Source organism: Psychrobacter arcticus 273-4, from assembly GCF_000012305.1.
In the GTDB taxonomy this organism is placed as follows: domain Bacteria; phylum Pseudomonadota; class Gammaproteobacteria; order Pseudomonadales; family Moraxellaceae; genus Psychrobacter; species Psychrobacter arcticus.
Genome location: NC_007204.1, coordinates 2,008,760 through 2,023,197, shown reverse-complemented (window position 1 = coordinate 2,023,197; position 14,438 = coordinate 2,008,760). Strand labels below are relative to the sequence as shown.

Genomic DNA, 14,438 nt, shown 5'->3' with positions numbered 1-14,438 from the left:
TGTATCAATATACCAATCTGTTTTGGGCGCAGGTGCTATACGATATTCTACTCTATCTTTTTTGTATTCTAGTTGCCGTTATTTATCTCATAAACTTGGCATGACCAAAGGAATTAACAGACATTATGTACGCTGAAGAAACCAACAACGTCACCGCAATTAAAGACATTCGCGCTCGTGAGATTTTAGACTCGCGTGGTAACCCAACGATTGAAGCTGATGTTATTTTAGCTGATGGTACTATTGGCCGTGCTGCTGCCCCAAGTGGTGCATCAACCGGTTCACGTGAGGCGCTTGAGCTACGTGATGGCGATAAAAGTCGCTATATGGGTAAAGGCGTCAAAAAAGCAGTTGCTAACGTCAACAGCCAAATCCGTAGTGCTTTGATGGACAAAAATGTTACTGCCCAGCAAGCTATTGATGATGCAATGATTGCGTTAGACGGTACAGATAACAAAGACAACTTGGGTGCCAACGCCATATTGGCAGTTTCACTTGCAGTTGCTAAAGCGGCTGCCAAATCACAGAGTCTGCCATTACATCAATATATCGCTGATCTGCGCAACCAGACGTCGCTTACGATGCCTGTACCAATGATGAATATTATTAATGGTGGTGAGCACGCAGACAATACCGTTGATATTCAAGAGTTTATGATTGAGCCAGTTGGTTTCAGTAGCTTCTCAGAAGCGCTGCGTGCTGGTACAGAGATTTTCCATAGCTTAAAATCTGTTCTAAAATCGCAAGGTCTAAATACCGCTGTGGGTGATGAAGGCGGTTTTGCGCCAAACCTGCGTAGCAATGAAGAAGCCATTACGGTTATCATGCAAGCGATTGAGCAAGTCGGCTACACGGCTGGTAAAGACATTCACCTAGCCTTAGATTGCGCTGCTACTGAATTCTATAAAGATGGCAAATACATCTTGGCAGGCGAAGGTAATAAATCCTTTGATAGCCAAGGATTTTCAGACTATTTAGTGGGTCTGGCGCGTCAATATCCTATTATCTCTATCGAAGATGGTCTTGATGAGTCGGATTGGGATGGCTGGAAGTACTTAACTGAACAAATCGGTGATAAAGTCCAACTGGTCGGTGACGATTTGTTTGTGACCAATCCTGCTATCTTGCAAGAAGGGATTGATAAACACATTGCCAATGCGATTTTGATTAAATTTAACCAAATCGGCACCTTGTCAGAAACGCTAGATGCGATTTATCTGGCGAAGAAAAACGGCTACGCAACGATTATCTCTCATCGTTCAGGTGAAACAGAAGACAGCACTATTGCTGATTTAGCGGTTGGTACCGCTGCGGGTCAAATAAAAACTGGCTCATTATGCCGCTCAGATCGCGTTGCAAAGTATAACCAATTGCTTCGTATTGAGCAGCAAGTACGCGCAAGCTATCGTGGTCGAGAAGAGTTTATCGGTCTGCGTGGTTAATCAGCCAAAGTTGTCGCTTATGCTGGGCGGTATATAAATATATCGCTCAGCAAGTTTATATTCTCTCTATATCGTTTGGCGTCATTACATTATGAAATACTTTAGCCAATTTATACTACTTGCTTTAGCCGTTGCCGTGCTGTCAGGACTGCAATATCAGTATTGGCTGGGTGAAAATGGTCGCGTTGAGCACAATAAGCTTCTGACTCAGGTTGAAGAGCAGCAGCGCTTAAATGACAATCAATTTTCAGCAAATAACTTACTGCATATTGATGTCAAGGATCTAAAAACCGGTCTTGAAGCGGTAGAAGAGCATGCCCGTTTGGATTTGGGTTTGATTAAGCTAAATGAGACTTTTGTACAAGTATCAACCGCGCCAACCACTTATAGCCGTTATTGACTTTGACTCACAGTCGGTATTGATGCTAAAGGCATTGCAATGAGCTATTATTGATAATAATAGCTTTTTTATTTTTATATCTCTTAATACCCATCTCTCTTATCATATTTTCATGGAATTAAACCATGAGTACGGCATTATGAATACCACCCCTAATATCCATGCCATGATTGTTGCTGCTGGTCGCGGTAGTCGCTTTGGGGCGTCTATTCCCAAGCAATATACTTTACTGCAAGGTCAGACCTTATTACAGCACAGTGTGGCGCGTCTGGCTGAAAGTGCCTATATTTATCAATGCTTATTGGTCGTGGCTGCAGATGATAGCACTGCCCAGACACTCAGCTTTGCGCTTCCTATCTATTATGCTGTCGGCGGTGCTGAGCGTTGGCAATCGGTTCAGGCAGGGGTAGAGGCAATGATTAATGCAGGTGCAGATGAGGCAGATTTAGTCGTGATTCATGATGCCGCGCGCCCTGCAGTGCCAACTCATGATATTGATGCCGTCATTCAAGCGGCGATGCTAGAGCCTTATGGTGCTATTTTAGCGACACCGGTCGCTGATACCCTAAAGCAGTCTTATATAGCGGCTAATATACTATCAATGCCTGTACATGAGGCTGTATTACCTCATCAGCATACTCAGCCAGAGCTTACTATTAATGAAAGCGATCGCGACGCACTTCATGCTTATGCTCAAAAAACAATTGATCGCAGTCATATGTGGCAGGCACAAACTCCGCAAGTCTTCAGGCTCGGACCATTGCAACAAGTCCTGAACTATGTTGCTGAGCATAATCTTGCTATTACCGATGAAGCCAGTGCTTTTGAGCATTTAGAACTGCCGATTCGATTGGTAATGGGCAGTCGCCAAAACATCAAGCTGACTTATCCTGATGATAGTATATTACTGACAGCCATCCTCATGGCTCAATTCTCCTCTATAGTTGAAATACTTTAAAGTCGCTGCCGTATTGCTGGTGTAAATTTTTTGCAGCCTCTGTCTGCGTAGGCACAGCAAGCAAGAAAAATTTGCACCAGTAGTACGTGTTGTATCGATATTACTTTTCACCGACTATAGCTCATAAGCTTCTTATAACACTCTACTTTCTGTATTTTTTAATGCTTAAATTAACACACCAAGTGCAAGAAGTTACCGGCGATACCGATTCTCAGTAGAAAATGCAGCACATAAAAAAAGCCCACTCATAATATATTATGAGTGGGCTTTTTGGTGGACTACTTATTAGTCTTATCTAATGCTTAGTAGCATATTTGCTAACAAGTGACGCCAAATAGTGGCGTCCCCAGGGGGATTCGAACCCCCGTTACCGCCGTGAAAGGGCGGTGTCCTAGGCCTCTAGACGATGGGGACTAGTACAACGCTTCAGCTGCTTTCACCTTTATGCTGAAGTGGTGCGTATTTTAATGGGGTCTATGCTTGCTGTCAAGCCTTTTCCTACGTCTTTTTAAAATTAAATATCTTTTGTTAAGCGCGCGACGTGGATGCAAGTTATTACGCTTTATAAGGTTAAAGTTAGCAGACCTTACAAATAGCACTGTTATGGGTGGCGAGCAACACAGACTCTGTAATAAAGAATTTATTTGTTATTGTCAGCCGCAGTCTCAGGCTCGCTGTGCATAGCATTAGCGAGCATAGGATAATTATTTAAGATATAACAAAATAGCTCAGCAGTCTTTTGCGTGTCATATAATGCGGAATGAGCGTCATTACCATCAAAATCAAGCCCTGCTGCTTTGCAAGCTCGTGCCAGTACCGTTTGACCAAAGGCAAGCGCTGATAAAGTAACGGTATCAAAGACTGAAAAGTTATGGAAAGGATTGTGGCTTTTATTATTGGTACGTAATACCGCGGCATTCAAAAATGCCAAATCAAAGTGGGCATTATGTCCTATTAATACACATTGACGGCAATCTTCGTTACGGCGCACTTCTTTTAAGCCCTTAAAAATACGACGTAGCGCCGTTTTTTCGTCTTCAGCAATGGCTTTACGTAGCGGATTGTTGGGGTCAATGCCGGTAAAGGCGAGGGCGCTTGGCTCAAGATTTGCCCCTTCAAAAGGTTCGATATGGGCATTCAATGCCTCACCTGGATAAAAGACACCCTGCTCATTCATTAGTACAGGAATACAGGCAATCTCTAACAAGGCATCAGTTTGCGCGTTAAAGCCTGCCGTTTCGACATCGACCACCACCGGTAGGAATTTTCGAAAGCGCTCTTTTAGTTTCATTGATGCTAGCGTTTCTGTGGTCGTGGCTAAATCAACTTTGGGTAAAGCAACATCATTTTGAATGGTCATATCGGGTTAAATCGCTTTTATCAGTCAGGCTATTATTTTGAATAAAAAAACAAACATCCTATGATCCTTATACCCCTTTTTAAAGGAAAGGTGGCATTACTATCATAGGATAAAATAAAGGTAGCTCTATTCTATAAAAAATAAAGAGAGCGTCAATTAGGATGGATTAAAGTGATTTTTTAATCGACCAAGGTAAGGTCTCACCTGCCATGAGTGGTGTTAGAGAGCTGCCATCAAAGTAAGGGTAAGATGCCGGGATTTGCATCGGCGTATTGATAATCGTAATAGTGCTCTCGTTAACGGGCAAACCGTAGAATTGGGCACCAAAACGGCTAGTAAACCCTTCTAATCTATCAATTTTACCAACGCTATCAAACGCTGTGGCATATAACGGTAGCGCTGTAGCAGCGCTATAGCAGCCCGCACAGCCACAAGCGGCTTCTTTTTTATCGGTTGCATGGGGGGCGGAGTCTGTGCCCAAAAAGAATTTTGGGTTGCCGCTGGTGGCGACATCTAATAATACTTTTTGATGGCTTTCACGCTTTAAGATAGGCAAGCAGTAAAAGTGGGGCTTGATACCACCGAGCAGCAGGTGATTGCGGTTAAACATCAAATGTTGCGGCGTAATAGTGGCAGCGATTTGATTGCCCTGTGACAAGACAAAATCAGCGGCATCACTGGTGGTGATATGCTCCATCACAATTTTCATAGTTGGGAACTTTGCGATGATTTGTACCATCACCTCATCCAAAAAGCGCTTTTCACGATCGAAAATATCGACGTGGTCGTGAGTGACTTCGCCATGCAGTAATAGAGGAAGGTTATATTTTTCAAGCGCTTCAAATACATCAACGCAGGCATTGATATCAGTGACGCCATCAGCAGAGTTGGTGGTGGCGCCAGCAGGATACAGCTTGACCGCTTGCACGATGCCAGATTGTGCTGCCAACTCGATATCTTGTGCAGTGGTATGATCGGTAAGATACAAGGTCATACGCGGATCAAATGCTGCTTTACGCTCAGCGCTCACATTACTGGCTTCTAGATGCTGCATGATACGCGCACGGTAAGCGCGAGCATCTTCAACGTTTTTGACCGGCGGCACAAGGTTTGGCATACAGATAACCCGATTAAAGCTCTCTGCCGCATGAGGGACTGTGGTTGCTAGCGCCTTGTCATCACGCAAATGCATGTGCCAATCATCGGGCTGCAGGATAGTCAATTCTCTAATTGAATCAGTCATAATATCATCGCGCTCTATATCGTCATATCTGGGAGTAAAAGGGAGTCTTACTGTGCTGCTATCATAACAGATTTGCTTACTTGACTAAATATGTGGCTGGATATCTATAGGTAATATCTCTAGATAAATTGTATGCAGTTTATCTATAAAGGTATGACGCTATGTTCATTATATTATTGGCGAGAGTATTATTGCTTCAGTGGCGGCTAAATCTGGGCAAAAACCTCATACCTGATGGCAGTGCCACTTTTGCCAATTGTAAATATGATGTACACTGAGTGAGCAATCTATCTTTCTCGTGATATAGTCGATTTACCTATCATTAAATTCCTCATACTAGGAGTGTTTCATGGCTCAGCTTGATCCAAAAACTATTAATAAAATCGTGTTGGCATATTCAGGGGGTCTTGATACCTCAATCATCGCTCGATGGCTACAAGAAACCTATGATGCAGAAGTGATTACTTTTACCGCTGACATCGGTCAAGGTGAAGAAGTTGAGCCTGCACGTGCCAAAGCTGAAGCCATGGGTATCAAACATATCCATATCGAAGACTTGCGTGAAGAGTTTGCTCGTGACTACGTATTCCCAATGTTCCGTGCCAACGCCATCTATGAAGGCGAGTATTTGCTTGGCACTTCTATCGCCCGTCCACTAATCGCTAAGCGTTTGGTTGAAATTGCCAAAGAACACAACGCTGATGCCATCAGCCATGGCGCGACCGGTAAAGGTAATGACCAAGTGCGGTTTGAGCTTGGTGCTGTTGCACTGTCTCCTGATGTCGTGACTATCGCGCCTTGGCGTGAGTGGGATTTATCGAGCCGTGAAAGCTTGATGGAATATGCTAAAGAGCATAATATCTCCATCGACTATGCTGGTAATAAGAAAAAATCTCCGTATTCAATGGACGCCAACTTACTACACATCTCATATGAAGGTGGCATCTTAGAAGATCCGTATGCTGAAGCAGAAGATGATATGTGGCGCTGGTCAGTTAGCCCAGAACAAGCACCTGACGTGCCGCAATATCTGGAGTTAGAGTATGCAAAAGGTGATATCGTTGCGATTGATGGTGAAGCGCTTAAGCCTTATGAAGTAATGATTAAGCTCAATGAAATTGGCGGTAAGCATGGTATCGGACGTTTAGATATCGTTGAAAACCGTTACGTTGGCATGAAGTCACGCGGCTGCTATGAAACACCAGCTGGCACCATTATGCTAAAAGCGCATCGCGGCATTGAGTCATTGACACTTGACCGTGAAGCGGCACATCTAAAAGATGAGCTGATGCCACGTTATGCTAAGACTATCTACAACGGCTATTGGTTCAGCCCTGAGCGTATGATGCTACAGGCGTTGATTGATAAGTCACAAGAGTATGTTAATGGTACGGTACGTGTCAAATTATACAAAGGTGCGGTAAGCGTCGTTGGTCGTAAGTCAGATGACTCATTATTTGATGAAAAAATCGCGACTTTTGAAGATGATGCGGGCGCCTATGATCAAAAAGATGCAGAAGGTTTCATTCGTCTAAATGGTCTACGTTTGGCAATTGAAGCCAGCCGTGGTCGCGATTTATCAAAATAAGTATTTTTGACTAACGGCTATTTTTTAAAATAATCGTTTTGTTAAACGACTGATAAAAACAGAGGTGCTATATAAATAGCGCCTCTGTTTTTTTATTGCTGATAGATTTCTACGATACTATTTTAAGGATTACTCTCTTTTACTCAGCTTTTAATTTTGCATCGTTATTAGGCATATTTTCGTCTACCATGACGATAGCCACATCTTGCTGCTGCCGTTCTTCTAATACTTCCTCTGTAGCAAGTATGACACCGTTAGATTTTTGCGTTTGATATTTGATGGTTGCCAATACCCCAAGTCCACCAATCACGAGAATAATAAGCAGAATGACGGGATTTTTCCACAGGGGGACTGATGCCTCGTATTCAATTGGCTTTTCGCTAATAGTGGCAGGCGTATTATCATTATTGCCACTATTACTACCGATTAATCCCAAACTGACTAAAGGCGGCTTTGGCGGATTGGTAGGTTCAGAGGTAATGCGTAGTCGATTGCGCTGCAAATATATTTCTGATATTTTAGCCAGTTGTAATAGCCAGCGTTGATGTGGCAAGCCAATAGCCGTCATCGGTGCAAACATCAATAAATCATTGTGCTTACCTTGTTGGATATTTTCAGCTGAGCGTCCAATGGCTTTTAAGTAGTTACCTGTTGCCAGCTGCACGTCTTGTACGGGTTTAAGTTGTTCGGGTGTGAATGCTGTCAGCTCATACCAATAAGTATCAAAAGCTGGCGGGGGATCTGTCAATTGCTCAGCGCTTAATAGATGACGTTCAGTGCTGCTGATTGATTCTATTTCTACCGTCTCTTCTGCTGATAATGTGGTTTGCTTTTCATCGCTATCGTCTGCTGGTTCGTTAAGAGCTGACTGTGGGGCAGGGCTTGCAAAACGATCTTTGGACAAAAACTGTGGCTGTAAGGCGAACCATTTATTCACCTCATCATGATCAAGTTGGCTATACTCAACTAAAATAGCAAGCTCACGTAGCACAATGACGCATAGGGTAGTAAGCAAGATTTGTACTTGTGGCGCTGTAGCGTCAATCTTTGCCGCAATATACTCACTGGCTTTACTCACACCTGCATTATCATGGAATATCGCATCGGCGGCATCATGACGATGGTATAGCGTTGCATTAAGGGTGGCGAAGTTCATTGAGTTGTACTGGCGTAGTTCTTTGACCGCGCTACGTCCAAATAGCTTTTTGCTTAGAACTTGTCCTTGATGGCGCTGCTGATAAGCGAGAAGGGCGCTGATAATTGCTTGCAAACTGGCATCCATTGCCAATCGTGCTTGCGGCAACGACAGCGTTGCTGCATCTGCTAATAATGACACCAATGGCTTGGTATCCTGATATAGAAAATCATACATCGACACCCGTGTCGGTGAAATAGTCGTCATAATCTGCTAGCATCAAAAAGTGTGCCCCTATATTACGGTGCCAAATGTCTTGATACAATCCCTTGACAATAGAAAGTCTCACTCATTTTTATACTGCTAACAGCAATCATCGATATAACTTCCGGAAATCTGTTATGACCTATAACGAAAATCTTATGACCCAGATAGTGATTAGCATTGCTCAGCAAACTTTGACGGTTTATAAGCGCCAAAAAGTCATTGCTCAATATCCTGTATCCACGGCTAAAAATGGGATGGGCAGTCAGCAAGATAGTGGCTGTACGCCACTTGGTAAACATGTAATTGCAGAAAAAATCGGTGCGGGCATGCTGAGCAATGCGGTATTTATTGGTCGTGTGCCTACGGGTGAGACATATAATAGCGAGCTTGGTGCATCACATCCTGAACGTGATTGGATATTGAGCCGTATTCTGTGGCTTAGTGGTCTTGAAGAAGGGGTGAATAAAGGCAGCAATAGCCAAGGAGGCTGCGATACTTATCAGCGCTATATCTACATACATGGTACGCCAGACAGTGAGCCTATGGGCATTCCGCTTTCACATGGCTGCGTGCGTATGCGCAATCAAGATATTATCGAATTGTTTGAGCAGGTGGATGTGGATAAAGGGACACCAGTGAATATCATCGCCCAATAAAAGTATTATTGAGTAGCCGCAGTATAGTTGAAATACTTTAAAGTCGCTACAGTACTACTGGTGTAAATTTTTTGCAGCCTCTGTCTGCGTAGGCACAGCAAGCAAGAAAAATTTGCACCAGTAGTACGTGTTGTATCGATATTACTTTTCACCGACTATAGTAGCAATGTATGGATTTTAAATTGAATTGACGATAAAAAAACAGCCCTTATTCAGTGAGCTGTCTTTTTTCTCTAAAATTGATACCTATCAAATTACAATATGTTCAATCACCAAAATACTGAGCAAGCATAAAACTTATCCAAACGTTTTTCTGTGGCTTTTTCCATCGGTATCAAAACAGCATTTAACCATCCTGCAGCATATAAAGCAGCAAAGTCAGAGCTGGCTTTACTTTGATAGTACTGCTGATAGTCACTCATATTGAGCTGTTGACCCAAAGTTTTCTGTGCTTTTACGGTACGTTTTAGCCAACGCTTGGTTTTCTTCTTGCCATATAAAGGTGCTACTAACTCGCTAATATAACGCAAATCTTTTAGATGGTCGTGTAGGTTGTGCAGTGCTTTTATGATTGATTCGTTCTCTAGCTCACTGTCTGACTCATCATAGCGGTCCTCTAAATATTGCTCAGCTTTAAGTAATTTTTCATGGTACTTAACAAGTATTTTTTCAAGCTTATTGATAGCCAGCTTATCTGTTTGAGGCTCAAGGCTAGGGTCACTCATCGTAAAGGCGATGAGCTCAAGCAACATGATTTGAAAGTGATTGGTGCTAATTGCAGCTATTGGTGTGATTTTGAGAGCGTCAATATCCGCTGTCCAATCAACGATGGGTGCGCCGTCCTTTTGTAGTCTCGGTTCAATATGAGTACTAAGATAAGCAAGCTTACGATACTCAGTGAGTAAAGTGGCAGTTTGTTGCAGTATGGCTGACCAATCCGGATTGATTTCATCTGAGAAGCTATCAAATGCTTGTAGCACAGTGTGCAAGCGCTCTATACCGATAGATAGCTGTAAAAGGTGTTCATTATCTTTACTGCCTGCAACGATGGCGCTGCTGTTAGGGAGTATTTGCAATAAGCAGTTATGCACGACAGCGCGTAAAAAAGCGGGCATACCGATTTTTTTATCGATATTAAGCTCGCTCAAATCAGCAGCAGTGGCTGGAGTATGACTTTGTCCCTTGATAAGCCGGCCGCCACGCTCTGCTTTGGTCACGGTAGAGAGGCACAATTTATAACGCTGACACCAAGTTTTAGCAGTCGAAAATAAAAAATCTAACTCACCGGATATAAGCTCAAATTCAATCTCTTGAATAACATCTCTTTGAGTGTCATCGGTACCATGGATAATTTCTCCATAATCGTAAGCCATCTCAATACTATTGACGACTTCATCGCCCGTATCTTTTATCAATAAGCGGGTAGTACGCTCTACATCGGTCACATATAACCGTGTCAGTTGTTTAGCCAGTTTTTTCAGCTTAAAATCCGCCAATGCTGGGGCAATAGGGGTATCTTTATAAATCGTTAAATCAGGCAGCAGCTCGTTATTGTCGAGCATGGCTTGTACTTGCTCATTGTCTAATGTCAAATTGTGCTCTAAACGCGCCGCTATACCATCGCCGCTCGCTTTGATAGTCTGCACCCAAGCGTTGCCTTCTTGACGAATACGCAAGCCAATGCCAGCCTGTGCAAGCTGCTGGTCAGGGGTATCATAATAATGAGCGGCCAGTTGGGTTACTTGTGATGATTTGATTTTTGCTTGACGCATAAGCCCCTTTAATCGCGGCTCTGGCACCAAGAATTTCAGCTCTATCTCTTGCATGATGGCTCCTGATTATTTTAATAAATTTAAGTTATTACCATCGTATGAGAGCTATCAGTGAATAACAAGTAAAATTTTCGTTTTGGTTGGCCAAATCACATCAAATAAATGCTGAGTAAATGAATGGCGGTTAATTAAAAGAGGGGGTAAGTAGCCCTGTTATTTGCGTGGATAGAATTATTTATAGCGCATAAAAAAGCCGCCCTACAATGTGTAGGACGGCTTTTCTTATAACTTGTACTTAGAGATGGTCGGTAATTAGAACTGGTTCATGGTGTTCTTGCCGCCGCCAGCTTTAAGGGCATGTTCACCAGAGAAGATCTCTTTGTGGTCATCGCCAAGGTCAGAACCCGCCATTGCTTGGTGCTTAACACAAGCGATGCCTTCGCGGATTTCTTTACGTTGGACGCCAGCTGCATAAGCAAGCATACCATCTTCACCGAAGTAGCCTTTAGCAAGCTCATGCACGCTAAGTGCAGTGGTGTGGTAAGTAGGTAGCGTGATTAAGTGATGGAATACACCCGCTTCACGTGCTGCATCACGTTGGAAGTTTCTAGCCGCTTCGTCAGCTGCTGTATCAAGTTCAGTACCGTCGTAATCAGCACTCATCAAGTCATTTTTATTGTAGGCAGATAGGTCTTTACCTTCTTCTTCCCACTGAGCGATGATTTGCTTACGGAAGTTCAACGTCCAGTTGAATGACGGGCTGTTGTTGTATACAAGCTTGGCTTTTGGCTGCTGCTCTTTAATACGATCAACCATCATTTTGATGTGTTCAACGTCTGGAGTAGGTGTTTCTATCCATAGTAGATCGGCACCGTTTTCTAGAGCAGTTACACAGTCAAGTACAACGCGGTCGATGTTGGTGTCTTCACGGAACTGATATAGACCATTAGGCAAACGAACTGGACGTACTAGTTTGCCGTTATGCTTAAGCAAGCTGTCGTTTTCTTTTGCATTTTCTAGCGTCACTTCTTCCATTTCGATAAAATCGATATATTGAGAAGCAAGGTCGCCTGGCTCATTTGATACTGGGATCTTTTGCGTGAGTGACGCGCCTTCAGAGTCAGTACGAGCAACGATAACACCGTCTTCAACACCAAGCTCTAAGAATGCATAACGAATCGCGTTGATTTTAGAGATAAAGTCTTCGTGCGGTACAGTTACTTTACCCGCTTGGTGACCACATTGCTTAGCGTCAGATACTTGGTTTTCAACCTGGATAGCACAAGCACCCGCTTCGATCATTTGCTTAGTGAGCAAGTAAGTTGCTTCTTCGTTACCGAAACCTGCATCGATATCAGCAATGATTGGCACAACATGTGAATCAAAGTTTTCGATTTTTTCTAAAATAGCTGAGGTATCTTGACCTGCTTCTTCAGCTGCATTTAGCTCGCGGAAATAATCGTTCAATACTTTTGCATCAGCTTGACGCAAGAAAGTGTAGATCTCTGCGATAAGCTTAGGTACTGACGTTTTTTCGTGCATAGATTGGTCAGGCAGAGGACCAAACTCAGAACGTAGGGCAGCTACCATCCAACCAGATAGGTAGATGTAAGTTTTAGACGTCGTGCCAAAGTATTTTTTCTTCGCATACATGGTTTGCTGTGCAACAAAACCATGCCATGCACCTAGAGACTGGGTGTATTGAGACGTATCATTGTCATATTCTTCCATGTCTTGACGCATGATTTTTGCCGTGTACTTAGCGATATCCAAACCTGTTTTGAAACGGTTTTGTGACATCATACGTGCCGCATCAGTTTCGCTGATATTCTGCCAGTTACCGTGCTTTTGTTTTAGTTCACGTACTAAATCGATCGCTGATTTATATGCAGTTGACATCTATAGTCTCCTTGGTGGTGAATAAATGAGTGAATTAAAATAATTGAAATGATTTTGGTATATATAGAAAGATGCTGGCAGAAGTAAAAATCTGAAATATAGGCTTCTTGCGTGAGCAATCTCTACTAAACTATAAGAAAATTGTGATAAAAGCAAATAAAACCTGTCGCTTTGGTCGGCTTTTATTTTTTAGTCTCTTTTTTGAACTATTATTTTAGAATTAATGGGTTGTTTTATAAGACTTTTTCGACTGCTGAAGTAACTATTATCTTAAAGCGTATAAGGTATTTATCCAAGCTTAAAAAAATAAGAGCAAAAAATTAAGTTTTTATAAGATGGTGTAATAAATGTTATGTCCGTATTTCAGCATGAAAATACGATAAAATACACTTGGTAGCCCATCCATTAAAATACATAGTAACGGTCTAATGTTGAATAATGCCTAATGAGCGCTTGCTAGCCACTATAGCTAGGTTGCCTTGATTTATCTAGTTTATGATTGTTATCTTGGGTATTTCATTTGATTATAGTATATATAAAACAATGGTTTGTGATGAGTGAATTCAGTTATAATAAGTATATTGCAGAATAATTAACATAAAAATATCCTTATATCATGCTGTTATAGATGAGTTGTAATAAATGACAGGACAAAAAATGCCACGTTTGTAGTGGTATTTTTTCTAAGATAAAGAGACACATATATGAATTTGCAGCGGGTTGATTTAAATTTATTGGTACATTTGGATGTGTTGTTGCGAGAAAAAAACGTAACGCGCGCCGCTGAGCAGCTTGGCATTACCCAGCCTGCCATGAGTAATATTTTGCGCCGCTTGCGTAAGCTATTTAACGACCCTCTATTGGTGCGCTCATCAGAAGGGATGACACCGACCGAGCGCGCCCTTGAGCTACAGCCTCGTATCCGTGAGATACTTGCCGATTTGACGCAAGTGTTAGAGCCACGTACCGAGTTTCGTCCTTATAGTACCTCACGTGTTTTTCGGATTATGACCTCAGATTATGCTGAGGCGACCTTGGTTCCTAAGCTCGTAAAAGCGTTACGATCAGAGGCACCCAATGTCATTTTAGATTTCTTAACGCCATCGGACGTGTCATATCGTGATATGGAGCAGGGGCGAGTAGATTTGGCAATCAACCGCTTCAATGAAATCCCACAAAGCTTCCATCAAGTGTTGGTATGGCGTGATACCTTTAGCTGTTTATTGGCAGCCGAAAGCCCTTATGCCAATCGTTTTAATTTAAAAAACTATCTAAAAGCTCAGCATGTTTGGGTGTCTAAAACCGGTATGGGCGTGGGCTTTGGTGTCAATCCAGAAAAATCTGGTGGACTCGGTTCTATTGATCAGGCGCTACAACGTCTAGGTCAAAAGCGCCAAATCAGTGTCTTTACCCGTCATTACCAAATGCCAGCCATGCTCGCAGCCAATAAAGATTTGATTGCGACCTTGCCGACCCGTGTGGCAAAAATGCAGGCAAATAATGACAGTATTATTATGGAAGAGCCACCGTTTTTTATACCAGAATTTGAGCTAACGATGGCGTGGTCACCGTTATTGCAGCATCATCCGGCGCATCGCTGGTTGCGTCAGCTGATCATGCACGTAGCACGTCAAATCGTTAACGACGAAGAAAATCCTCCACAAGAAATTCCTGTGATCAATCATCTATTTTGATGACAGTTATGAGTGATGTATGTC

At 42.7% G+C, this 14,438-nt stretch carries 11 protein-coding genes and 1 tRNA gene; 6 read left to right on the top strand and 6 right to left on the bottom strand.

Annotated features, from left to right (window positions below; translation table 11 throughout):
* The first annotated feature begins 125 nt into the window (after positions 1–125).
* From eno to PSYC_RS08480, 3 genes are all read left to right on the top strand, one after another.
* Positions 126–1,442, top strand: coding sequence for a phosphopyruvate hydratase (gene eno, locus PSYC_RS08490; RefSeq protein WP_011280900.1), 1,317 nt, complete (start codon positions 126–128; stop codon positions 1,440–1,442).
* Between the two features lie 91 nt (positions 1,443–1,533).
* Positions 1,534–1,842 carry an FtsB family cell division protein gene (locus tag PSYC_RS08485; RefSeq protein ID WP_011280899.1) on the top strand — a complete coding sequence of 103 codons (309 nt, stop codon included), beginning with the start codon at positions 1,534–1,536 and terminating at the stop codon, positions 1,840–1,842.
* Between the two features lie 112 nt (positions 1,843–1,954).
* The gene (locus PSYC_RS08480; protein WP_011280898.1) at positions 1,955–2,800 is read left to right on the top strand and encodes an IspD/TarI family cytidylyltransferase; all 846 of its coding nucleotides are present in this window, start codon (positions 1,955–1,957) and stop codon (positions 2,798–2,800) included.
* A 338-nt stretch (positions 2,801–3,138) separates the two neighbouring features.
* Here the strand turns inward: PSYC_RS08480 and PSYC_RS08475 are convergent.
* From PSYC_RS08475 to pyrC, 3 genes are all read right to left on the bottom strand, one after another.
* Positions 3,139–3,214, bottom strand: a tRNA-Glu gene (locus PSYC_RS08475).
* Positions 3,215–3,440: 226 nt separating this feature from the next.
* Positions 3,441–4,091 carry a ribonuclease T gene (rnt, locus tag PSYC_RS08470; protein ID WP_406621540.1) on the bottom strand — a complete coding sequence of 217 codons (651 nt, stop codon included), beginning with the start codon at positions 4,089–4,091 and terminating at the stop codon, positions 3,441–3,443.
* Positions 4,092–4,326: 235 nt separating this feature from the next.
* A complete protein-coding gene (pyrC, locus tag PSYC_RS08465; protein WP_011280896.1) occupies positions 4,327–5,403 on the bottom strand; it encodes a dihydroorotase in 1,077 nt (358 codons plus the stop codon).
* A 349-nt stretch (positions 5,404–5,752) separates the two neighbouring features.
* Between pyrC and PSYC_RS08460 the strand changes: the two genes are divergently transcribed.
* Positions 5,753–6,991 carry an argininosuccinate synthase gene (locus PSYC_RS08460; RefSeq protein WP_011280895.1) on the top strand — a complete coding sequence of 413 codons (1,239 nt, stop codon included), beginning with the start codon at positions 5,753–5,755 and terminating at the stop codon, positions 6,989–6,991.
* Positions 6,992–7,130: 139 nt separating this feature from the next.
* Here PSYC_RS08460 and PSYC_RS08455 read toward each other — a convergent pair whose 3' ends face one another.
* Positions 7,131–8,393 carry a hypothetical protein gene (locus tag PSYC_RS08455; protein ID WP_011280894.1) on the bottom strand — a complete coding sequence of 421 codons (1,263 nt, stop codon included), beginning with the start codon at positions 8,391–8,393 and terminating at the stop codon, positions 7,131–7,133.
* 134 nt (positions 8,394–8,527) lie between these two features.
* Here PSYC_RS08455 and PSYC_RS08450 point away from each other — a divergent pair, with 134 nt between their 5' ends.
* The gene (locus PSYC_RS08450) at positions 8,528–9,049 is read left to right on the top strand and encodes a L,D-transpeptidase (RefSeq protein ID WP_011280893.1); all 522 of its coding nucleotides are present in this window, start codon (positions 8,528–8,530) and stop codon (positions 9,047–9,049) included.
* 269 nt (positions 9,050–9,318) lie between these two features.
* Here the strand turns inward: PSYC_RS08450 and PSYC_RS08445 are convergent, their stop codons facing one another.
* Positions 9,319–10,875, bottom strand: coding sequence for a CYTH and CHAD domain-containing protein (locus PSYC_RS08445; protein ID WP_011280892.1), 1,557 nt, complete (start codon positions 10,873–10,875; stop codon positions 9,319–9,321).
* A gap of 258 nt (positions 10,876–11,133) precedes the next feature.
* The gene (locus PSYC_RS08440; RefSeq protein WP_011280891.1) at positions 11,134–12,720 is read right to left on the bottom strand and encodes an isocitrate lyase; all 1,587 of its coding nucleotides are present in this window, start codon (positions 12,718–12,720) and stop codon (positions 11,134–11,136) included.
* Positions 12,721–13,424: 704 nt separating this feature from the next.
* On the opposite strand from PSYC_RS08440, the gene PSYC_RS08435 reads away from it, so the two are divergent.
* Positions 13,425–14,414: a LysR family transcriptional regulator gene (locus tag PSYC_RS08435; protein ID WP_011280890.1), complete on the top strand. Its 990-nt coding sequence runs from the start codon at positions 13,425–13,427 to the stop codon at positions 14,412–14,414.
* The last annotated feature ends 24 nt before the right edge of the window (positions 14,415–14,438 follow it).